Annotated in this window: 24 protein-coding genes; 20 read left to right on the top strand and 4 right to left on the bottom strand. The window is 35.0% G+C overall.

Annotated elements, in window-relative coordinates; genetic code table 11:
- Positions 1-4: 4 nt before the first annotated feature.
- The 17 genes from rpsE (at position 5) to ctlX (ending at position 13,348) form a co-directional block, all read left to right on the top strand.
- Entirely contained in the window at positions 5-529 is a 525-nt protein-coding gene (gene rpsE, locus BC962_RS12970) for a 30S ribosomal protein S5 (protein WP_026839625.1), read from the top strand.
- Positions 530-541: 12 nt separating this feature from the next.
- On the top strand, positions 542-724 hold the full coding sequence (rpmD, locus tag BC962_RS12975; protein WP_026839624.1) for a 50S ribosomal protein L30: 183 nt from the start codon (positions 542-544) through the stop codon (positions 722-724).
- A gap of 9 nt (positions 725-733) precedes the next feature.
- Positions 734-1,186 (top strand): 50S ribosomal protein L15, encoded by a 453-nt coding sequence (gene rplO / locus BC962_RS12980; RefSeq protein WP_121346458.1) that lies wholly within the window; start codon positions 734-736, stop codon positions 1,184-1,186.
- A gap of 11 nt (positions 1,187-1,197) precedes the next feature.
- Complete coding sequence (gene secY, locus BC962_RS12985) at positions 1,198-2,535, top strand: preprotein translocase subunit SecY (protein WP_121346459.1); 1,338 nt, start codon at positions 1,198-1,200, stop codon at positions 2,533-2,535.
- Between the two features lie 2 nt (positions 2,536-2,537).
- Positions 2,538-2,753, top strand: coding sequence for a translation initiation factor IF-1 (gene infA, locus BC962_RS12990; protein WP_006988529.1), 216 nt, complete (start codon positions 2,538-2,540; stop codon positions 2,751-2,753).
- Positions 2,754-2,758: 5 nt separating this feature from the next.
- The gene (ykgO, locus tag BC962_RS12995; RefSeq protein WP_009779203.1) at positions 2,759-2,875 is read left to right on the top strand and encodes a type B 50S ribosomal protein L36; all 117 of its coding nucleotides are present in this window, start codon (positions 2,759-2,761) and stop codon (positions 2,873-2,875) included.
- Positions 2,876-2,878: 3 nt separating this feature from the next.
- Positions 2,879-3,253, top strand: a complete 375-nt coding sequence (rpsM, locus tag BC962_RS13000; protein WP_121346460.1) for a 30S ribosomal protein S13 — start codon at positions 2,879-2,881, stop codon at positions 3,251-3,253.
- 8 nt (positions 3,254-3,261) lie between these two features.
- A complete protein-coding gene (gene rpsK / locus BC962_RS13005; protein WP_034924409.1) occupies positions 3,262-3,654 on the top strand; it encodes a 30S ribosomal protein S11 in 393 nt (130 codons plus the stop codon).
- Positions 3,655-3,745: 91 nt separating this feature from the next.
- Positions 3,746-4,351: a 30S ribosomal protein S4 gene (gene rpsD / locus BC962_RS13010; RefSeq protein WP_121346461.1), complete on the top strand. Its 606-nt coding sequence runs from the start codon at positions 3,746-3,748 to the stop codon at positions 4,349-4,351.
- Positions 4,352-4,371: 20 nt separating this feature from the next.
- Positions 4,372-5,364, top strand: coding sequence for a DNA-directed RNA polymerase subunit alpha (locus tag BC962_RS13015; protein WP_121346462.1), 993 nt, complete (start codon positions 4,372-4,374; stop codon positions 5,362-5,364).
- Positions 5,365-5,406: 42 nt separating this feature from the next.
- A complete protein-coding gene (gene rplQ / locus BC962_RS13020; RefSeq protein ID WP_121346463.1) occupies positions 5,407-5,910 on the top strand; it encodes a 50S ribosomal protein L17 in 504 nt (167 codons plus the stop codon).
- A gap of 157 nt (positions 5,911-6,067) precedes the next feature.
- A complete protein-coding gene (gene carA / locus BC962_RS13025) occupies positions 6,068-7,180 on the top strand; it encodes a glutamine-hydrolyzing carbamoyl-phosphate synthase small subunit (protein ID WP_121346464.1) in 1,113 nt (370 codons plus the stop codon).
- Between the two features lie 115 nt (positions 7,181-7,295).
- Complete coding sequence (locus BC962_RS13030) at positions 7,296-8,519, top strand: porin family protein (protein WP_121346465.1); 1,224 nt, start codon at positions 7,296-7,298, stop codon at positions 8,517-8,519.
- Between the two features lie 139 nt (positions 8,520-8,658).
- The gene (gene eno, locus BC962_RS13035) at positions 8,659-9,945 is read left to right on the top strand and encodes a phosphopyruvate hydratase (RefSeq protein ID WP_121346466.1); all 1,287 of its coding nucleotides are present in this window, start codon (positions 8,659-8,661) and stop codon (positions 9,943-9,945) included.
- Positions 9,946-10,133: 188 nt separating this feature from the next.
- Positions 10,134-11,417: a citrate synthase gene (locus BC962_RS13040; RefSeq protein WP_121346467.1), complete on the top strand. Its 1,284-nt coding sequence runs from the start codon at positions 10,134-10,136 to the stop codon at positions 11,415-11,417.
- A 76-nt stretch (positions 11,418-11,493) separates the two neighbouring features.
- Positions 11,494-12,408 carry a dimethylarginine dimethylaminohydrolase family protein gene (locus BC962_RS13045; RefSeq protein WP_121346468.1) on the top strand — a complete coding sequence of 305 codons (915 nt, stop codon included), beginning with the start codon at positions 11,494-11,496 and terminating at the stop codon, positions 12,406-12,408.
- 7 nt (positions 12,409-12,415) lie between these two features.
- Positions 12,416-13,348, top strand: coding sequence for a citrulline utilization hydrolase CtlX (gene ctlX, locus BC962_RS13050; protein WP_121346469.1), 933 nt, complete (start codon positions 12,416-12,418; stop codon positions 13,346-13,348).
- Between the two features lie 59 nt (positions 13,349-13,407).
- Here ctlX and BC962_RS13055 read toward each other — a convergent pair whose 3' ends face one another.
- Together BC962_RS13055 and BC962_RS13060 are read right to left on the bottom strand one after the other, a co-directional pair.
- Complete coding sequence (locus tag BC962_RS13055; RefSeq protein ID WP_121346470.1) at positions 13,408-14,898, bottom strand: BCCT family transporter; 1,491 nt, start codon at positions 14,896-14,898, stop codon at positions 13,408-13,410.
- Positions 14,899-14,918: 20 nt separating this feature from the next.
- Positions 14,919-16,343: an SDR family oxidoreductase gene (locus BC962_RS13060; protein WP_121346471.1), complete on the bottom strand. Its 1,425-nt coding sequence runs from the start codon at positions 16,341-16,343 to the stop codon at positions 14,919-14,921.
- A gap of 71 nt (positions 16,344-16,414) precedes the next feature.
- Here BC962_RS13060 and BC962_RS13065 point away from each other — a divergent pair, with 71 nt between their 5' ends.
- Positions 16,415-16,618, top strand: a complete 204-nt coding sequence (locus BC962_RS13065) for a hypothetical protein (protein ID WP_121346472.1) — start codon at positions 16,415-16,417, stop codon at positions 16,616-16,618.
- A gap of 4 nt (positions 16,619-16,622) precedes the next feature.
- Here the strand turns inward: BC962_RS13065 and BC962_RS13070 are convergent, their stop codons facing one another.
- Both BC962_RS13070 and BC962_RS13075 read right to left on the bottom strand, forming a co-directional pair.
- Complete coding sequence (locus tag BC962_RS13070; protein WP_121346473.1) at positions 16,623-17,252, bottom strand: MarC family NAAT transporter; 630 nt, start codon at positions 17,250-17,252, stop codon at positions 16,623-16,625.
- Positions 17,253-17,357: 105 nt separating this feature from the next.
- A complete protein-coding gene (locus tag BC962_RS13075) occupies positions 17,358-17,786 on the bottom strand; it encodes a hypothetical protein (protein WP_121346649.1) in 429 nt (142 codons plus the stop codon).
- Positions 17,787-17,901: 115 nt separating this feature from the next.
- Here BC962_RS13075 and argS point away from each other — a divergent pair, with 115 nt between their 5' ends.
- On the top strand, positions 17,902-19,683 hold the full coding sequence (argS, locus tag BC962_RS13080; protein WP_121346474.1) for an arginine--tRNA ligase: 1,782 nt from the start codon (positions 17,902-17,904) through the stop codon (positions 19,681-19,683).
- Between the two features lie 184 nt (positions 19,684-19,867).
- Positions 19,868-21,196, top strand: coding sequence for a signal recognition particle protein (gene ffh / locus BC962_RS13085; RefSeq protein WP_121346475.1), 1,329 nt, complete (start codon positions 19,868-19,870; stop codon positions 21,194-21,196).
- The last annotated feature ends 26 nt before the right edge of the window (positions 21,197-21,222 follow it).

Consider the following 21,222-nt stretch of genomic DNA (forward strand, 5'->3'; position numbering starts at 1 on the left):
AGATATGTATCAAGATTATAAAAATGTAGAACTTGTAAAACCAGCAGGTCTTGAATTAAAAGATCGTTTGGTTGGTGTGCAACGTGTTACAAAGGTTACAAAAGGTGGTAGAGCATTTGGTTTTTCTGCTATTGTAGTTGTAGGTGATGAGAATGGAGTAGTAGGTCAAGGTTTAGGAAAATCGAAAGACGTTGCTAGTGCAATCGCAAAATCTATAGAGGATGCCAAAAAGAATTTGGTAAGAATTCCTATTTATAAAGGATCTATTCCTCATGAGCAAAAAGGTAAATATGGTGGAGCAAGGGTTTTATTGATCCCTGCTGCAACTGGTACCGGAGTAATAGCTGGTGGTGCAATTCGTGCCGTATTGGAGGCTGTTGGTGTACATGATGTACTTTCAAAAAACCAAGGATCTTCAAACCCGCATAACGTTGTAAAAGCAACTTTTGATGCCCTATTGCAATTGCGTAGTGCTCAAACCGTAGCTAAACAACGTGGTATTACATTAGACAAAGTTTTTAAAGGATAATACAAGGACAAGATGGCAAAGATATATGTAAAGCAGGTTAAAAGTGCAATTAAACGTACTGCAAACCAGAAACGTACTTTAGAAGCACTTGGTTTAAGAAGACTTAACCAAGTTGTAGAGCACGAGAACACACCAAACATCCTTGGTATGGTAAATAAAGTTCAACACTTAGTTTCTGTAGCGGAAACAAAATAATAAACTCACATGGATTTAAGTAACTTAAGACCCGCAAAAGGTTCAGTTCAAAATAACAGTAAACGTGTAGGTAGAGGAGAAGGATCTGGAAAAGGAGGAACGGCTACCCGTGGACATAAGGGTGCCAAATCTCGTTCTGGTTATTCTAGAAAGATAGGTTTTGAAGGTGGGCAAATGCCACTTCAACGAAGAGTGCCTAAATTTGGTTTTACCAATATTAACCGTAAAGATTATCAAGGTGTTAACCTTGATACGCTTCAGGGACTTGTAGACAACGGTAGAATTAAAGATACCGTAGATATGCAAGTTTTGGTTGAAAACGGACTGGCTCGTAAAAACGAATTAGTAAAGATATTAGGTAGAGGGGAATTAAAAGCAACATTGAAAATATCTGTTCATAAATTTACTGCCTCAGCTAAGGAAGCTATCGAAGCTGCCGGAGGAGAAGTAGTTACTTTATAATAGATATACATATGAAATTTATCAATACTATAAAGAATATCTGGAAAATCGAGGAACTAAAAAATAGAATTTTAGTGACCCTTGGTCTGTTATTGGTATACCGTTTTGGTGCGCAGGTTGTACTTCCTGGAATAGATGCTTCACAGTTATCTAATTTAGCTAGTCAAACTGAAAGTGGACTCTTGGGTCTACTTAATGCGTTTACAGGTGGTGCTTTTTCTAACGCTTCCGTTTTTGCATTAGGAATCATGCCCTATATTTCTGCTTCCATTGTGGTGCAGTTAATGGGTATTGCTGTTCCTTATTTACAAAAGCTTCAGAAAGAAGGAGAGAGTGGAAGAAGAAGGATTAACCAGATAACAAGATGGTTAACTATAGCTATTACCTTGGTTCAAGGACCTGGTTATATCTATAACTTGTTTGCTACCCTACCTCAAAGTGCCTTTTTATTAGGTAACACTGTAACTTTTGTTGCATCCTCAGTAATAATTCTTACTACTGGGACTATATTTGCAATGTGGTTGGGTGAAAAAATTACCGATAAAGGAATAGGGAATGGTATTTCCTTATTAATTATGGTTGGTATTATAGCAACATTACCACAGGCTTTTATTCAGGAATTTGCTTCCAGAGTATTTGAGTCTAATGGTGGTTTAGTTATGATCCTTATAGAATTGGTAATTTGGTTTGCTATAATCATGGCGTCTATCATGTTAGTGATGGCAGTAAGACAAATAGCAGTGCAATATGCGCGAAGAACGGCATCTGGAGGTTATGAGAAGAATGTATTTGGATCAAGACAGTATATTCCTCTTAAATTAAACGCTTCTGGAGTAATGCCTATTATCTTTGCTCAAGCAATTATGTTTATACCGGCTGCGGTAGCGGGACTTTCTGATGGAGAGACCTCGCAAGGTGTTGCAGCTGCGTTCAGTGATATATTTGGTTTTTGGTATAACTTAGTATTTGCCTTGTTAATTATAGTATTTACATACTTCTATACGGCAATTACAGTACCTACCAATAAAATGGCAGATGATCTTAAGAGAAGCGGTGGATTTATTCCTGGAATTCGTCCAGGTGGAGACACTGCAGAGTACTTAGATAGAATCATGTCTCAGATAACCCTTCCGGGTTCAATTTTCCTCGCTCTTATAGCAGTGTTCCCTGCTATAGTGTATCAACTGTTGGGTGTACAACAGGGATGGGCATTGTTCTTTGGAGGTACCTCATTGTTAATTATGGTGGGGGTTGCGATTGATACTATGCAGCAAGTGAATTCTTATTTGTTGAATAGACATTATGATGGTTTGATGAAAACCGGAAAAAATAGAAAAGCAGTAGCGTAACTATGGCAAAGCAATCAGCAATAGAACAAGACGGAACAATTATAGAAGCATTATCAAATGCTATGTTTCGTGTGGAACTTGAGAACGGACACGTGGTGACCGCTCATATTTCGGGAAAGATGCGTATGCATTATATTAAATTATTACCCGGAGATAAAGTGAAATTAGAAATGAGTCCTTACGATTTATCTAAGGCTCGAATAACTTACAGATACTAATTAAGATGAAAGTAAGAGCATCAGTTAAAAAAAGAAGTGCCGACTGCAAGATTGTACGCAGAAAAGGTAGACTTTACGTGATTAACAAAAAGAATCCAAAATTTAAACAAAGACAAGGTTAAGTTATGGCTAGAATTGCAGGTGTTGATATACCAAAACAAAAACGCGGAGTTATAGCATTGACCTATATCTTCGGAATTGGCAAAAGTAGGGCTGAAAGAATCCTGAAAGATGCTAACGTAGACGAGAGTATTAAAGTTTCAGATTGGGACGATGACCAGATTGGGAAAATTCGTGAAGCTGTTGGAACTTTTAAAATTGAAGGTGAATTACGTTCAGAAGTACAAATGAGTATCAAACGTCTTATGGATATAGGATGTTACCGTGGTGTGCGTCATAGATCTGGTCTTCCATTAAGAGGACAAAGAACTAAGAACAATTCAAGAACCAGAAAAGGTAGAAGAAAAACAGTTGCTAATAAGAAGAAAGCAACTAAATAATAAGTAAGATGGCAAAAACTCAAAAAACTGCTCAAAAGAAACGTAAAGTAATCGTTGAGTCTAATGGAGAAGCGCATATTACTGCTTCTTTTAATAACATCATTATTTCTTTAACAAATAAAAAGGGAGATCTTATCTCTTGGTCATCTGCCGGTAAAATGGGCTTTAGAGGATCTAAGAAAAATACTCCTTACGCTGCTCAATTAGCTGCAGAAGATGCTTCGAAAGTTGCACATGAAGCTGGTTTAAGAAAAGTGAAAGTATATGTTAAAGGACCAGGAAATGGTAGAGAATCTGCTATGCGTTCTATACACAATGCAGGAATTGAAGTAACCGAAATTATCGATGTTACTCCTTTGCCACACAATGGATGTAGACCTCCTAAAAGACGTAGAGTTTAATTAATTATTAAGTATAAACGAGAAGGCAATAAGATTATCGAAGGACAGTGACCTTAATTCATAATCGCATTCTCACAAAAAACAATTTTCAATGGCAAGATATACTGGTCCAAAGACTAAAATAGCGCGTAAATTTGGCGAGGCTATATTCGGAGATGATAAGTCTTTCGAAAAAAGAAATTACCCTCCGGGACAACATGGTAACAACCGTAGAAGAGGTAAAAAATCTGAATATGCAATCCAGTTAATGGAGAAGCAAAAAGCAAAGTACACTTATGGTGTATTAGAGCGTCAGTTCAGAAACATGTTTGATAAAGCAACCAGATCAACCGGTATTACTGGAGAGGTTCTTTTACAATTATGTGAATCTAGATTAGATAATGTAGTTTACAGAATGGGTGTTTCTCCTTCTAGGAGTGGTGCGAGACAATTAGTTTCTCACAGACATATTACTGTAAATGGAGATGTACTAAACGTACCATCTTACCAAGTGAAGCCAGGAGATGTAATTGCGGTAAGAGAGAAATCTAAATCTTTAGAAGCGATCACAAATTCGCTAGCAAATTCAAGTGCCACTTATGAGTGGATGACCTGGAATAATGAGACTAAGCAAGGAACTTTTGTTTCTGTTCCTGCAAGAGTACAGATTCCAGAAAATATAAATGAACAATTCATAGTCGAATTATATTCGAAATAATAATTCACAGAAGTCGTAATATGGCAATACTAAATTTTCAGAAGCCCGATAAAGTTATAATGATTGATTCCACCGAATTCGAAGGGAAGTTTGAGTTTCGCCCTTTAGAACCAGGATATGGATTAACTGTTGGTAACGCTTTAAGGAGAGTACTGTTATCATCTTTAGAAGGATTTGCAATAACTTCAGTTCGCATTGAAGGAGTTGATCATGAATTCTCTACTATCCCTGGGGTAGTAGAAGATGTTACAGAAATTATATTAAACCTAAAACAAGTAAGGTTTAAAAGGCAAATTGATGAAATAGACAATGAAGCCGTTACAATTTCTGTTTCTGGACAAGAGCAACTTACAGCTGGTCATTTCCAAAAATTTATCTCAGGTTTCCAGATCCTAAATCCAGATTTAGTGATTTGTAACTTAGATAAAAAAGTGAGTTTCAATATGGAACTTTCAGTGGAAAAAGGTCGTGGGTACGTTCCTGCAGAGGAAAACAAAAAAGCAAATGCACCATTAGGTACTATTTTCGTTGATTCGGTTTACACACCAATCAAAAACGTAAAATATAGTGTTGAAAACTTCCGTGTAGAGCAAAAGACTGATTATGAAAAATTGGTTTTTGAAATTATCTCGGACGGTTCTATTCATCCTAAGGATGCATTAACAGAAGCTGCAAAAACTTTGATTCACCATTTCATGTTGTTCTCTGATGAGCGTATTACGCTTGAGGCAGATGAGATAGCACAAACTGAAACTTATGATGAAGAATCCCTTCACATGAGACAGTTGCTAAAAACCAAATTGGTAGATATGGATCTTTCTGTTAGAGCTCTTAACTGTTTAAAAGCTGCTGAAGTTGATACCTTGGGTGATTTAGTATCTTACAACAAAAACGACTTGATGAAGTTCCGTAATTTCGGGAAAAAATCTTTGACCGAGCTTGAAGAGCTTGTGAACAATAAAGGTTTAAACTTTGGAATGGATCTTTCAAAATATAAATTGGATAAAGACTAGTACGATCCTTTATTGGAAATCTTAGTCTAAAAGAGAATAGTAATGAGACACGGAAAAAAAATAAATCATTTAGGAAGAAAAACGGCACACCGTAAGTCTATGTTGGCTAACATGGCGTGTTCCCTAATTGAGCATAAAAGAATAAACACCACTGTTGCTAAAGCAAAAGCTTTAAAGCAGTTTGTTGAGCCTTTGATCACAAAATCTAAGGAAGACACAACTCACAATAGAAGATTGGTTTTTGCTAAACTTCGTCAGAAAGATTTCGTAGCAGAATTATTTCGAGATGTTGCTCCTAAGATAGGTGACCGTCCAGGTGGTTACACAAGAATTATCAAATTAGGTAATAGACTTGGTGATAACGCGGATATGGCAATGATAGAATTAGTTGATTACAACGAAATCTACAACCTAACTAAGCCGGAGAAGAAGAAATCTACTCGTAGAGGTAAAAAGAAAGCTACAGAAGGAGATGCAGAAGTGAAAGCTGAAGCAAAAACATCTGAAAAGAAAGCTGACAAAAAAGACGATAAAAAAGAAGAATAACAATGATTCTTTTCTAATCAAAATTTTAAAAAGGGATAAGCCATTATGGTTTATCCCTTTTTTTTAAGCATAAAAGTGGAAATTATATTTTTGGTTGTTACCATTTAATTAATTTTGCCACACGAAGTTAAAACTAAATAGTACCTGCAATATTATTATGAAATATCAAACAAGAAAAAAAGCGATCATACTTTTAGCAGACGGCACCATCTTTCATGGTAAATCAGTAGGAGATAAAGATGGAAGTGCTGTTGGAGAGGTGTGTTTTAATACTGGAATGACTGGGTATCAGGAGATATTTACAGATCCTTCCTATTTTGGCCAGCTAATGGTTACTACCAATGCACATATCGGTAATTATGGTGTAAAGGAAGAGGAAAATGAATCTGATAGGGCTAAGATCTCAGGATTGATATGTAAAAACTTTAGCTATAATTATTCGCGGCCAGCTGCAGATGGATCTTTGTCCAGCTTTTTAGATAAGAGTGACCTTTTTGCAATTTCTGATGTGGATACCAGAGCTTTGGTGGCTTATATCCGCGAAAATGGAGCGATGAATGCAATTATTTCTACAGATGTAGATAATATAGATGCTCTTAAGGAGCAATTGAAAGCTGTTCCAGATATGAATGGTTTGGAGTTAGCTTCTAAGGTATCTACTAAAGAACCTTATTTCTTCGGAAATGAAAAAGCAACATATAGAATTGCCGCTTTAGATATAGGAATCAAAAAGAACATTCTAAGATGCCTTTCAGAAAGAGATGCATATATAAAAGTGTTTCCTTATAATGCCACGTATGAAGATCTTAGTTCGTGGAATCCTGATGGGTATTTTCTTTCTAATGGACCAGGGGATCCACAGCCACTAACAGGTGCAATTAATTTAACTAAAAAAATTCTAGAGAGGGATCATCCATTATTTGGGATCTGTCTGGGGCATCAAGTAATAGCGATTGCAAATGGAATTTCTACTTACAAAATGCACCATGGACATAGAGGGATTAATCATCCTGTGCTTAATTTGAAAACCGGGAAAGGAGAGATCACCTCTCAAAATCACGGTTTTTCGGTAGATAGAGAAGAAACTGAAGCCCATCCAAATGTGAAAATCACGCACGTTTGTATTAATGATAATACGATTGGTGGAATGGAGATTACGAATAAGAATTGTTTTTCAGTTCAATATCATCCGGAAGCTAGTCCTGGCCCTCATGATGCGAGTTATTTATTCGATGAGTTTATCGAAAGAATAAAAGATTCAAAAAAATAAGAAATTATTTATATTTTACTTAAAGCCATGAAATAAATTCAATTTCATGGCTTTTTTGATTCAATATTTTGAAGATTATTTAATATATTCGTCTATCAATTTCTAAAATATATAGATGCATAAAATTATTTTTACCTGTTTAAGCCTGCTTTTATCCTCCATAGCATTTTCTCAAATTCAGTATGAAGAAGGATATTATATTGATAACTCTGGTAATAAGATTAGCGGTTTTATCGAGAATAATGATTGGAACGACAATCCTGTAAGTTTCAATTTTAAAGCTGCTATGGATTCTGAAATACAAGTGAAAACGTTCGATGGTGTTTTGGAATTTGGGCTGGAAAATATACGCTTTACAAAATTTAAAGTGCAAATAGATCTTTCCCGGGATCGTGTAAGAGAACTTACATCTCAACGTGCACCGCTATTCACGCAAAAAGTTGTGTTTCTTAAATATATCCAAGATGGTAAGGCTGATTTATTTATATATCAAGATAACAGTGTACTTCGTTATTTCTATAGACTGGATGAAGACTCCCCAAAACAGTTGGTTTACAAAAAATTTTTACAGGGAGGAAAAATAGCTGTTAATAATCATTATCAGCAACAGTTATTTAATGATCTCAACTGTGAAAATAATACAAGTTCTAACATTAGCAATGTTTCTTATAATCGTATAGATCTGGAAAGATATTTCACTAAATATAATAACTGTAAAAATTGGTCCACTTCTTACTATGATAATAACTCTAGTGGGAAGTTTAACCTAAAGGTACTATTAGGAGCAGATTTTACTGGAATGGAGATCGATAATGGGCTGAATGCGGGAGGAGAATCATTTAACAATGAATTTTTTATTCGTGCTGGTGCAGAACTGGAGTATATTATGCCCTTTAATAGGAATAAGTGGTCTGTATTTATTCAGCCGGTATATAGAAGTTTTAAAGCTGAAAGAAATCTCACTAAAAGCTATAATGCAGATTTTTCTATAAGTAACCAATCTATAGAATTAGCTTTAGGGTTAAGGCATTATCTTTTCTTGAATACGTCTACAAAATTATTTATTAATGTTCTGGTGAGCTCGGATCTTCCTCTTAAAACCGAAGTTTCTTTTATGAATACTAATATGGTTGAAGATCCTTTCTTAGACGAATTTAAGTCTGGTGCCAGTTTCGGAATTGGGGTTGGTATGCAAATTTATAATAGGCTAGCTATGGAGTTGCGTTATAATTCATCTAGAGAATTAAATGGCTCTAAATTTGTTGACAAAACCTATGCTTTAAATTTTGAGTCTAGCTATAATACAGCTTCGGTCATTCTTACTTATAGTTTATTATAATATTTTCACTAACTATTTATAAGCTTTACACGATAAACCCCGAAAACGTTATCGCAGATAATTGTCTTAATTCACGGAAATAGGAGAAAAATATTTCTTGTATTTGTATATTGCATATAATAAATAATCAACCCATATTATGAGTATAATAATAAATGTTCACGCTCGTCAAATATTTGATTCACGTGGAAATCCAACAGTAGAAGTAGATGTATTAACTGAAAATGGAATGCTTGGTAGAGCCGCTGTTCCTTCTGGAGCATCAACTGGAGAGCATGAAGCTGTGGAGCTTCGAGATGGTGGAAAAGCATATATGGGAAAAGGTGTTTCCAAAGCAGTAGAAAATGTAAATAAAATTATAGCCGAAGAACTTTTAGGTTTTTCAATTTTCGATCAGAACCTAATAGACAAGGTGATGATAGAGATAGATGGTACTCCAAATAAATCTAAATTAGGAGCTAATGCAATTTTAGGTGTTTCCTTAGCGGTTGCAAAGGCAGCTGCACAAGAACTTGGTTTACCTTTATATAGATATATTGGAGGGGTAAGTGCAAATACACTTCCTGTTCCTATGATGAATATTATTAATGGTGGTTCACACAGTGATGCACCAATTGCATTTCAGGAATTCATGGTTATGCCTGTAAAAGCAAAAAGCTTTACTCATGCCATGCAAATGGGATCGGAGATCTTCCATCATTTAAAAAAGGTATTACATGATCGAGGACTAAGCACAGCTGTAGGAGATGAAGGTGGTTTTGCGCCAACTTTAGATGGAACGGAAGATGCTTTAGAAACTATTTTACTTGCCATTAAAAATGCAGGTTATAAAGGAGGAGATGATGTAATGATCGCTTTAGATTGTGCTGCAGCAGAGTTCTATGTAAATGGGAAATACGATTACACAAAATTCGAAGGGGAGCAAGGTAAGATTAGAACTAGCGAAGAACAAGCTACTTATCTAACTGAACTTTCAGAAAAATATCCAATTATTTCTATTGAAGATGGAATGGATGAAAATGACTGGGAAGGTTGGAAATCTTTAACAGAGAAATGTGGAGATAAAGTACAACTTGTGGGAGATGATCTTTTCGTTACCAATGTAGAGAGATTGTCCAGAGGAATTAAAGAAGGAATTGCAAATTCTATTTTAATTAAAGTGAACCAAATTGGAACTTTAACTGAAACTATTGCAACAGTAAATATGGCTAAAAACGCAGGGTATACTTGCGTGATGTCACATAGATCTGGTGAAACTGAAGATAATACCATTGCAGATCTTGCAGTGGCATTAAATACAGGTCAAATTAAAACAGGATCGGCTTCAAGAAGTGATAGAATGGCAAAATACAATCAATTACTTAGGATAGAGGAAGAGCTGGAAAGTGTGGCTTATTACCCTCAAATGAATGCCTTTAAGATCTAATTTGTTTAAATAATAATTAATAAAAACCCTTTCTATTATGGAAAGGGTTTTTTTATTACTCATTTTTCTTAAAAAGCTGCCAAAGTTCTAGTTTTAATGAGAAATTCTCTTTGCATTAGGCATTCTTTTATACGCTTATTTTGTATTTTAGCAGTCCAAAAAAATAATAAGAAAAAGTTTTAAAATATATGTCAAAAGTAGCCACGTTAGAGATAGATGGAAAGAAATACGAATTCCCAGTAATAGTAGGAACAGAAAATGAAGTAGCCATAGATATCAAGAATCTTAGAGGAGATTCTGGGGTGATCACTTTAGATCCAGGATTTAAGAATACAGGGAGTTGCGAAAGTGCAATCACTTTTCTAGATGGAGAAAAAGGGATCTTAAGATACAGAGGCTATTCTATTGAAGAATTAGCAGAAAAAGCTGACTTTTTGGAGGTAGTGTTTTTATTGATTTTTGGAGAATTACCAAATAAAGATGAGTTAAGTAAATTCAAGGATGATATCAAGGCTCAAAGTGAAGTGAACCTTGACATGAAAAAGGTGATCAAAGGTTTCCCTTCTACTGCGCATCCAATGGGAATGCTTTCATCTTTAACTAGTGCTCTTATCGCTTTCAATCCAAAATCTGTAAATGTAGATTCTGAAGAAGATATGTATAAGGCGATCGTTAAGATCTTAGCTAAATTTCCAACACTTGCTGCATGGACTTTAAGAAGAAGAAACGATCAACCATTAGAGAACAGAGATAATAACCTAGGTTATGTTGAGAGCTTCTTAAAAATGATGTTCCAGAAACCAGGTGAGGAATATAAGCTTAATGAAAAATTGGTTGCAGCTTTAGACAGGTTATTGATCTTGCATGCAGATCATGAGCAAAACTGTTCTACTTCTACAGTAAGAATCGTTGGTTCTTCTCAAGCAGGATTATTTGCATCAATTTCAGCAGGAGTTTCTGCTTTATGGGGTCCACTTCATGGAGGAGCTAACCAAGCGGTTATTGAAATGTTAGAAGAGATTAAAGCTGATGGTGGAGACACTTCAAAATTTATAGCGAAAGCAAAAGATAAAGAAGACCCTTTTAGACTAATGGGCTTTGGTCACAGAGTTTATAAGAACTTCGATCCAAGAGCAAAAATCATTAAAAAGGCAGCAGATGAAGTATTGGCAGAACTAGGAGTTGAAGATCCTATTCTAGATATTGCTAAAAGTCTTGAAAAAGCAGCTTTAGAAGATGAATATTTTGTAGAGCGTAAATTATATCCTAACGTAGATTTTTATTCAGGAATTATCTACCGTGCAATGGGAATTCCAACAGAAATGTTTACAGTAATGTTTGCTGTAGGAAGATTACCAGGATGGATCGCTCAATGGAGAGAAATGAGATTAGGAAAAGAACCAATTGGAAGACCACGTCAAGTTTATATTGGTGAAGGTTTAAGAGGTTTCAAAGAAATTGATAACAGATAATATTTTGAAATTCATAATTTTAAAAAGCTTCATTTAACAATGAAGCTTTTTTTATATTTGCACAAAACTATCCAAAATGCTAAAACTGAATATTAAGAGTGAAACTTCCCCTTTAAAAGCGGTAGTATTAGGCACCGCAACAAGTAACGGAGGAACACCCGAATATAAAGATGCATACGATCCAAAGTCTGCCGAGCATATTAAAGCTGGTACATATCCACTAGAAGAAGATATGGTAAAGGAGATGGATGCGGTAGCTGCTGTTTTTGAAAAATATGATGTTAAGGTATTTAGACCAAAGATCATTAAGAACTATAATCAGATCTTTACCAGGGATATCGCTTTTGTAATTGACGACAAATTTGTAAAAGCAAATATTTTACCAGATAGAGATGAGGAGATCGAGGCTATTAACCATGTGTTAAGTCAAATAGATCCAGATAAGATCTTGACTATGCCGGAATCTGCGCATATTGAAGGTGGAGATGTGATGCCCTATAAGGATTACATATTAGTGGGAACTTATAAGGGTGAAGATTATAAAGACTTTATAACTGCAAGAACTAATATGAAAGGAGTGAATGCCCTTCAAGAACTTTTCCCGAATAGAAAAGTAGTTTCCTTCAGTTTAAAAAAATCTAATACAGTTGCAAGGGATAATGCTTTGCACTTAGATTGTTGTTTCCAGCCTGTTGGAAAGGATAAGGCAATTATTTATAAAGGAGGATTCTTGATTGAAGAAGAATACAATTGGTTAGTCGATCTTTTTGGCAAAGACAATATTTTCGAGATCACTCGTGATGAAATGTATAACATGAACTCTAATATTTTCTCAATTTCTGAAGAGGTTGTGATCTCTGAAAAGAATTTTACCAGATTAAACACATGGTTAAGAGAACAGGGAATTACGGTAGAAGAAGTTCCCTATGCAGAAATATCCAAACAGGAAGGACTCTTAAGATGTTCAACATTACCATTAATTAGAGAATAAGAAAACCATGGAGCAAATAACAAATACCGTTTTAATGGTTCGTCCGGTAAATTTCAGGATGAACGAAGAGACTGCGGTTAATAACTATTTTCAGGAAGAACTTCAGTTAAAGAATGAAGAGATCAATAATAAAGCTCAGCAGGAATTTGACACTTTTGTAGACAAATTGAAAGCTGTTGGTGTGAATGTTGTTGTGGTAGAAGATAAAAAGGAACTGGATACTCCAGACTCTATTTTTCCAAATAACTGGGTTTCTTTTCATCAAGACGGGAAAGTTGCAGTATATCCAATGTTTGCTGAAAACAGAAGACGAGAACGCAGGATGGAATTTTTTGAAGTTTTAGAAGCTCAAGGTTTTAAAATTTCAGATGTTGTAGACTATACTGAAGCTGAAGATGAAAAAGTTTATTTAGAAGGCACTGGAGTTTTAATATTAGATAGAATAAACAGAAAAGCATATTGCGCACTTTCTGTACGTGCAGATGAAGAACTATTGATAGAGTTCTGCGAAGATTTCGAGTATTCACCAGTTATATTCAGCGCTTTTCAGGATGTAGATGGTAAAAGATTGCCAATATATCATACCAATGTTATGATGTGTGTTGCTGAGGAGTTTGCCGTAATCTGCGCAGATGCCATAGATGATACCAAAGAGCGCAAGAGTGTTTTGAAACATTTAAAGCAAGATGGGAAAGAAATTATTACCATTACAGAAGTTCAAATGCATCAGTTTGCAGGAAATATGTTGCAAGTAAAAGGAGGTGAAAATAAAACTTATTTGGTGATGAGCGCTACTGCACATAAAAGTCTAACAGCTCATCAAATTAGAACCATAGAAAAATATTGTGAGATATTAAGTTCAGATCTAAATACTATAGAAACCTGTGGAGGTGGAAGCGCTCGTTGTATGATGGCGGAAGTATTTTTGCCGAAAGCTTAAATTCAATTTGTATAAAAAAAAGCAACATAAAGATCCAATAGATCTTCATGTTGCTTTTTTTATGTCTTTTTAAAAAGAGTATGTGTTAATAAGATCATTACAATTACTGTGAAGAATGCAAATGGGAGTGAGCCTATAATAAGGAATTTCTGCATTGCTATTAATACATTAGTATCTGGTTTAATATTCCCTAATACTATAATTGCTTCTGAAAAAATAAGGATGATGATAGCCCAGATCAATCTGTATCTTCTTTTTGGATTTTCGCTTCCTTTAGAAGTAAACATGCTAAGTACGTATATAGCAGAATCTACCGACGTTACTAAAAAGCTAATTAGCAATATTACTGTCAGGATATTCGTGAATATGGCTAATGGGTAATTAGAAAAGAAGACAAATAGAGAGGTAAATACATTCCCAAATTCATCTTGATAAATACCCCATTGTTCTATTAAGTTGAAAGCAGAGGTTCCAAATACACTAAACCATAGGAAAGTTCCTAAAGATGGAATTAATAGTACTCCCAATATAATTTCTCGGATTGTTCTGCCTTTAGAAATTCTCGCAATGAATATTCCGGTAAATGGTGCCCAAGCTAGCCAAAAAGCCCAATAATAATAGGTCCAATCTGTTAAAAATTCTTTTCCTGGATCGTAATTTCCAAGAGCTAAACTTAGAGGTACAAAGTCTTTAATGTAATGGTAGGTTCCTGTTAGGAAGTTATCTAGAATTAACAAAATATCCCCTTGAATAAATACAAAGAGCAGTAAAATAATTGTAAGATAAATGTTCCAATTAGATAATCTCTTTATCCCTTTATCTATTCCCACCCAAGCCGATAAAAATGCTATGGAACAAATTAAAAACACAAGGAATAAAGTAAGTGATAGATTACCAGCTTCGTGCTTTAATAAGTGACCAATCCCGCCTTCTATTTGAGTTGTTCCTAAACCAATAGCCGCAACCAATCCAGCTACTGTAGTTAGAATTGTCAAAAGATCTATCCCAGAAGGAAGAAATTTAATTCGTTTAAAATAATGTAAACTAGTACCTAATCTAATATTCCTGTCTTTCACAAATAAGGAATGACCAACAAGAATTGCGAACATGGCATAAAATGCCCATGCTGTGAAACCCCATTGATAAAAAGTATATTCTAAAGCAATTATTTCATTGGATTGACCGGTTTTAATAGGAGAGTTAAGAAGCATATAAACTGGCTCCTGCACCCCTCTTAATAAAATTCCAGCTCCCATTCCCGCACTATACAACATCGCGATCCAGGACCATCTATTAAATTCGGGAGGAGAATTGCCTAACCGTAGTTTACCAGCTTTAGTAAAGGCCAATCCTAATAAGAAAACTACGCTCAATAACCCAAGCCATAGATAAAAAGTGCCAAACAAGTCTCTAACCCATAAACTTCCATATTCTATTAGTATATAAAATGTTTCTGTAAACAGGAAAATATAAACGGCAACAAAAAGTAAGATAAAAGTAGAGACACTTAGAAGTACATTTTTTTTAAAAAAGGATGAAAGTGATTTCAATAGTTGTCTTTAAATATCAATTAACCCTTGGCTATTTTATTCAGCATTCCTTCAAAGATAAAATAATGAAATGGTAACATAGTATACCAGTACAGTCTTCCCCATAAACCACGGGGTCTAAAGGTGGCGGTTTGTCGCAGAATATTATCTTCATCAATCTCGAACTCCAACCAAGCTTCTCCTGGCACCTTCATTTCAGCAAATAACAGCAATCTTCTTTGCTCCTTATCCGCAAGTAAAACCCGCCAAAAATCTAAGGAATCTCCTGAAGCTATTTCAGAAGAGTGAGTTCTCCCACGTCTTAAGCCAACACCTCCAAAAAGCTTATCGAAATATCCTCTAAATTTCCATAACCAATTGCCATAATACCAACCAGTGGTACCACCGATGGCCCAAATACGTTCTAATACTTCATCGGGGTTTTCTACATTTATAGATTGAGCATCTTTTAAACAACCAAAAGTTGGGACTTGTATGTATTTATTGAGATCTTTTCTAAACCTACCACTACTCATAGAATCTTTCCAGCTGGAGATGACCTGATTTTGCTCTATTTTATAAAATGCTAACTCTATAGCTTCCTTATAGGAAATAGGCTCTATGTTTAAAAGTTCCTGTAGTCTTTTATCATTCGTTATCACTTCTACCTTCATACTATCTACAAGATTTTGTGCTAGTTTGTAAGAGGTGGAGGTTACAAAATAAAGCCAATAAGATGAAATTTTTGGTGACAGGAATGGGACGTCTATGATATAAAGATTAAGACCTCGTATCTGTGCATATTGCTGCATCATTTGTTTGTAAGAAATAATGTCTGGCCCACCAATATCAAAGGATTCATTATATGCTTTTTCTAAACCTATCACTCCGGTTAAAAATTGCAGCACATCTCTTACTGCAATAGGTTGGCATTTTGTTTTTACCCAACTAGGTGTGATCATTAAGGGTAGTTTCTCACAGAGATCCCGAATAATTTCAAAAGAAGAACTACCGGAGCCTACTATTATTGCAGCTCTTAATACAGTTACATTGAATTTTCCTTTGTAAAGAATTTCTTCAACTTTCTTTCTGGATTTTAAATGTTTGGAAAGTTCTTCAGTATTTATAATTCCACTAAGGTAGATCACCTGTTTTACACTTGTGCCAGCCATGATCTCATTAAAGGTCGAAGCTGCTTGTGCTTCCTGACTATCAAAATCTGTGGTGGAAGCAGACATAGAATGGATTAAATAATAGGCAATATCTATGTTTTTAATTTCTTCTGGAATTTTGGCAGGTTGAAGAAAGTCTATTTCTACTACTTCAATTTTATCTAAAAGCTCTTTGTTTTGAGAGAATCTATTTTTATCTCTAACAGCACAAATCACTTCGTGGCCGAGCTCTAATAATTGCGGTAATAATCTAAGCCCTATATATCCATTAGCGCCAGTAAGTAAGATCCTCATTTCAATATTTAATTAGGTTATAATTTAGGAAATAATTGTTTACTTTCGGTTTAAACAAATATTAATATAAAATGAATAACACCCTTAAAATTGTTCTATTGATTGTTGGAGTTGTTTTAGTTGGTTACGGTTTATATACTCTTATAACCCCAGAAGTTGCTTTTGAAGCTGGTCCAATAAAAGTGCAGGCGCAAGGAGATCATACTCAGTCTTATGCAATGATTGGTTTGGGGATTTTGTCCTTAATAGGTGGAGTCGCTTTTAATAAGAGATAATAATTTAATTGAATATTTGGCTTAGGACATTTATTGCTGAAGAACTTATATATTCTATTCCTATTGCGATCACAATAAATCCAATGATCCTTGAAATGGCATTAATTCCTGAAGCGCCTAAAATTCTCACGATATAATGTGCGCTTTTTAAGACAGCAAAAGTTGCTAGACAAACTGCCAGAATTGCTGCTACAGTGACAATTCTTTCCTTAAAAAATTGATATTCCTCGTGCATTCCAATTAATAAAGAGATGGTCCCTGGTCCTGCAAGCATAGGAATTGCGAGGGGAGTTAATGAAACACCTTCTCTTTGATAAGCATCATCTTTAACCCTTTTGTCCATTCCTTTGTGTTTAGAAAAGGAACCTGTTAAAAGCGCGAATCCAGAACTTACGATTATAAGTCCGCCGGCAATTCTCAAAGAATCGATACTTATTCCAAAGAATTGAAGAATATATTTCCCTGTAAAAAAGGAAATTATAAGGATTACCAGAATATTTATTGCGGTAAGAAGGGAGGTTTTAGAGCGTTCGGCAGGAGAATCTTCTTGAGTTAATCCTACAAAGATAGGCACAGTTCCCAACGGGTTCATAACAGAGAATAAAGCAGCAAAAACATAAATAAATAATTCCATTTGTTTTTAAGCAAAATTGCTTCAAAGCTTAAAGTACTGCGTTATGCTTAAATAATGCTTGCATTAAATTAAGGGGTGAAATCCTGCGGAATTGTAACTTAAATATTATCTAATATCTTCTAAATGTGGGAGGGCATTATCTGTCTTGTAGCCTAATATCTTCAGCATAAATTTATGGATTGCGGGACTGTCTGCTTTTATCTTGATAAAATATTGGTCCTTGTAAACAGAATATTCTTCAGACTTTCCTTTGTACAGATTGAGCTTGTAATAAGGAATTATTAATGCATAAGTTTCTAATAAGGACCTAAACATAACAATGATGCCGTTAGGTCTTAATTCTATATTGCAAATATTCGTATTAGAATCTAGTATCAATAAATTGTGAATCTCTATACTGGTAGAAGTGATGTGTAATTTAGGAGAGCCAGAACCATTTAATTTTATACGCTCAAGAAGTGTAAATGGTGCACCAACTTCTTTGTTGATCCTTTCTTTGATCTCTGGTCTATTGTAGCTTATATTCAGTAGCATATTTAGCTTTTTCATAAAGATAGGGATTTGCACTTAAAGCACTAGAGCTTGCAGCTATTTTCTATTATCTTTGCCGCTTGTATTTAGCATAAAAAAGACCATAAATAGTTCCATAATGAATATTCAGAATAAAATTGAGCAAAAAGTTAAGGAGGCAGTTTTGCATCTACATCAAGTAGATCTTACACAAGTAGAATTTCAACCAACTCGTAAAGATTTTGAGGGAGATATTACATTGGTAACTTTTCCTATGCTGCGCCAAATTAAGACTAATCCAGTGCAGCTTGGGAATGCTATTGGAGAATATCTAGTTGAAAATGTCGAGGAAATAGTGAGTTTTAATGTGGTTCAAGGTTTTTTGAATATTGTGCTTAGTAACCAATTTTATTTAAGCTCTTTTGAAGCTATAGCAAATGATCCACATTTCGGAAAGCTTAGTGTTGCAAAGGATTCGGATACTGTGATGGTAGAATATTCTTCTCCTAACACAAATAAGCCTTTGCATTTAGGCCATGTAAGAAATAATTTATTAGGATTCTCTGTTGCTGAAATTTTAAAAGCAAGCGGGAAACAAGTTTATAAAACTCAGATCATTAACGATCGTGGAATACATATTTGTAAGTCCATGCTTGCTTGGGAACGTTGGGGAAATGGAGAAACACCAGAGTCTACTGGGCTTAAAGGCGATAAATTGGTGGGAAACTACTACGTAAAATTCGATCAAGAATATAAAAAGGAAGTCGCAGATCTAATTGCTGAAGGTAAAACTGAAGAGGAAGCTAAAGCAGAAGCTCCCGTATTAATTGCAGCTCAAGAAATGCTTATAAAGTGGGAAGCTGGAGATGAAGAGGTGAAAGCGCTTTGGGAGAAAATGAATCAGTGGGTATATGATGGTTTCGAAAAAACCTACGACACCTTAGGAGTGGATTTCGATAAGAATTACTATGAAAGCAATACTTATCTTTTAGGTAAAGATGTTGTTGCAGAGGGCTTGGAAAAAGGAGTTTTCTTTAGAAAGGATGATGGGAGTGTTTGGATAGATCTTACAGCAGATGGTCTAGATGAAAAGATAGTTTTAAGAAGTGATGGGACAGCGGTGTATATGACCCAAGATATTGGAACTGCTATACAAAGAGTAAAAGATTTTGATATAGATGGAATGGTTTACACTGTTGGGAACGAACAGGATTATCATTTTAAAGTATTGTTTTTAATCTTAAGTAAATTAGGATACGACTGGGCAAATAACCTATTTCACTTAAGTTATGGAATGGTGGACCTTCCTTCAGGAAAAATGAAGAGTAGAGAGGGAACAGTTGTAGATGCAGATGATCTAATATCTCAAATGACTCAAACTGCAAAAGATATTTCAGAAGAATTAGGAAAGCTAGGAGAATATTCTTCAGAAGAAAAAGAGGAACTTTATAAAATGATCGGACTAGGCGCTTTGAAATATTATATTTTGAAGGTGGATCCTAGAAAACGAATTTTATTTAATCCAGAAGAATCTGTAGATTTTCAAGGAAATACGGGGCCATTTATTCAGTATACTTATGCAAGAATTCAGTCTATCTTGAGAAAAGCAGATCTGGGCAAAAATAAATTTGAATTGCCAAATGGATACGAATTGCATGAAAAGGAAAAAGAGTTGATCAAACAATTGCAATCTTATCCAGACACTATACAATTAGCCGCAGAAAATCATAGTCCAGCTTTAATAGCAAACTACACATACGATCTGGTTAAAGAATTCAATTCATTTTATCAGAATGTGACTATTTTAGGAACTTCAGATGAGGTAGAAAAGAATTTTAGAGTTTATTTATCTAAATCGGTAGGAGATATTATAAAATCGGCATTTGGTTTACTTGGAATTCAGGTGCCAGAAAGAATGTAGACATCAATTAGCAGTAAACAATAAACAATAAACAATTAGCAACTTTGAAAGTGGAAGTTTAGGGAAAATTAATAGTGCCTTTAGGTAAAATATTGTTTCCAAATAAAACTTTTCACTTCAGCATCAAATCATTAAATTTGCAATCCGCTGATAAGCGCAAGATTAATAAATTACAGGAAGAATTATGTTTGATAATTTAAGCGATAAGTTAGATAATGCCTTACACATCCTAAAAGGACATGGGCAGATTACAGAAGTAAACGTTGCCGAGACTTTAAAGGAAGTGCGTAGAGCCTTGGTGGAAGCCGATGTTAACTATAAGATAGCGAAAGAATTTACAAGCACTGTAAAAGAAAAAGCTTTAGGACAAGATGTATTAACTGCATTGAAGCCAGGGCAACTTATGGTGAAATTGGTTAAGGATGAACTTACCCAGTTAATGGGGGGAGAAGTAGAAGAGGTAGATCTTTCTGGAAATCCTTCAGTAATTTTAATGTCTGGTTTGCAGGGAAGTGGTAAAACAACTTTTTCTGGAAAACTTGCTAATTTCTTAAAAACAAAAAAGAATAAGAATCCACTATTAGTGGCTTGTGATATTTACCGTCCTGCGGCGATCAATCAGTTACAAATTGTAGGAGAGCAAATAGGAGTTGAGGTTTTTAGTGATGTGGGAAATCAAGATCCAGTTGCTATTTCTCAGGCGGCTATTGCACATGCTAAGCAAAACGGATTTAATGTTGTTATTATAGATACCGCTGGTCGTCTTGCTGTAGATGAGGCGATGATGACAGAAATCGCAAATATTCATGCTGCTGTTAAACCACAGGAAACCTTATTTGTGGTAGATTCCATGACAGGTCAGGATGCTGTAAATACTGCAAAAGCCTTTAATGATCGTTTGAATTTTGATGGGGTTATTCTTACAAAATTAGATGGTGATACACGCGGTGGTGCAGCAATTTCAATTAAATCTGTAGTAAACAAACCTATCAAATTTATTGGTACCGGGGAGAAGATGGATGCGATAGATGTATTCTATCCTTCTCGTATGGCCGATAGAATTTTGGGAATGGGAGATGTTGTTTCCTTGGTGGAAAGAGCTCAAGAGCAATATGATGAGGAAGAGGCTAGAAAACTTCAGAAAAAGATAGCTAAGAATCAATTTGGATTCGATGACTTTTTAAAACAATTGCACCAGATCAAGAAAATGGGTTCTATGAAGGACTTAATGGGAATGATCCCGGGAGCTGGAAAAATGTTAAAAGATATAGATATAGATGATGATGCTTTTAAACATGTAGAAGCAATAATATATTCTATGACCCCTGCGGAAAGAAGTACTCCAACTATTATTAATTCGGTTAGAAAGAAAAGAATAGCAGGAGGGTCTGGGACTTCAGTTCAGCAAGTAAACCAATTATTGAAGCAATTCAACCAAATGGGTAAAATGATGAAGATGATGCAAGGTGGCGGAGGTCAAAAAATGATGCAGATGATGAAGGGGATGAAATAAATCCCATAATTCTAAATATTATATAT

Source organism: Gillisia mitskevichiae, from assembly GCF_003634585.1.
Taxonomy (GTDB): Bacteria; Bacteroidota; Bacteroidia; order Flavobacteriales; family Flavobacteriaceae; genus Gillisia; species Gillisia mitskevichiae.

Excerpts from the sequence above, each read along its gene's own strand:
- BC962_RS13075 (WP_121346649.1), bottom strand. The coding sequence starts at position 17,786 with ATGCTACTGAATATAAGCTACAATAGACCAGAGATCAAAGAAAGGATC.
- BC962_RS13065 (WP_121346472.1), top strand. The coding sequence starts at position 16,415 with ATGAATAACACCCTTAAAATTGTTCTATTGATTGTTGGAGTTGTTTTA.
- rpsK (WP_034924409.1), top strand. The coding sequence starts at position 3,262 with ATGGCAAAAACTCAAAAAACTGCTCAAAAGAAACGTAAAGTAATCGTT.
- BC962_RS13070 (WP_121346473.1), bottom strand. The coding sequence starts at position 17,252 with ATGGAATTATTTATTTATGTTTTTGCTGCTTTATTCTCTGTTATGAAC.
- secY (WP_121346459.1), top strand. The coding sequence starts at position 1,198 with ATGAAATTTATCAATACTATAAAGAATATCTGGAAAATCGAGGAACTA.
- carA (WP_121346464.1), top strand. The coding sequence starts at position 6,068 with ATGAAATATCAAACAAGAAAAAAAGCGATCATACTTTTAGCAGACGGC.
- infA (WP_006988529.1), top strand. The coding sequence starts at position 2,538 with ATGGCAAAGCAATCAGCAATAGAACAAGACGGAACAATTATAGAAGCA.
- BC962_RS13015 (WP_121346462.1), top strand. The coding sequence starts at position 4,372 with ATGGCAATACTAAATTTTCAGAAGCCCGATAAAGTTATAATGATTGAT.
- ffh (WP_121346475.1), top strand. The coding sequence starts at position 19,868 with ATGTTTGATAATTTAAGCGATAAGTTAGATAATGCCTTACACATCCTA.
- rpsE (WP_026839625.1), top strand. The coding sequence starts at position 5 with ATGTATCAAGATTATAAAAATGTAGAACTTGTAAAACCAGCAGGTCTT.
- eno (WP_121346466.1), top strand. The coding sequence starts at position 8,659 with ATGAGTATAATAATAAATGTTCACGCTCGTCAAATATTTGATTCACGT.
- ctlX (WP_121346469.1), top strand. The coding sequence starts at position 12,416 with ATGGAGCAAATAACAAATACCGTTTTAATGGTTCGTCCGGTAAATTTC.
- rpsD (WP_121346461.1), top strand. The coding sequence starts at position 3,746 with ATGGCAAGATATACTGGTCCAAAGACTAAAATAGCGCGTAAATTTGGC.
- rplO (WP_121346458.1), top strand. The coding sequence starts at position 734 with ATGGATTTAAGTAACTTAAGACCCGCAAAAGGTTCAGTTCAAAATAAC.
- rplQ (WP_121346463.1), top strand. The coding sequence starts at position 5,407 with ATGAGACACGGAAAAAAAATAAATCATTTAGGAAGAAAAACGGCACAC.
- BC962_RS13060 (WP_121346471.1), bottom strand. The coding sequence starts at position 16,343 with ATGAGGATCTTACTTACTGGCGCTAATGGATATATAGGGCTTAGATTA.
- BC962_RS13040 (WP_121346467.1), top strand. The coding sequence starts at position 10,134 with ATGTCAAAAGTAGCCACGTTAGAGATAGATGGAAAGAAATACGAATTC.
- ykgO (WP_009779203.1), top strand. The coding sequence starts at position 2,759 with ATGAAAGTAAGAGCATCAGTTAAAAAAAGAAGTGCCGACTGCAAGATT.
- argS (WP_121346474.1), top strand. The coding sequence starts at position 17,902 with ATGAATATTCAGAATAAAATTGAGCAAAAAGTTAAGGAGGCAGTTTTG.
- BC962_RS13030 (WP_121346465.1), top strand. The coding sequence starts at position 7,296 with ATGCATAAAATTATTTTTACCTGTTTAAGCCTGCTTTTATCCTCCATA.
- rpsM (WP_121346460.1), top strand. The coding sequence starts at position 2,879 with ATGGCTAGAATTGCAGGTGTTGATATACCAAAACAAAAACGCGGAGTT.
- BC962_RS13045 (WP_121346468.1), top strand. The coding sequence starts at position 11,494 with ATGCTAAAACTGAATATTAAGAGTGAAACTTCCCCTTTAAAAGCGGTA.
- rpmD (WP_026839624.1), top strand. The coding sequence starts at position 542 with ATGGCAAAGATATATGTAAAGCAGGTTAAAAGTGCAATTAAACGTACT.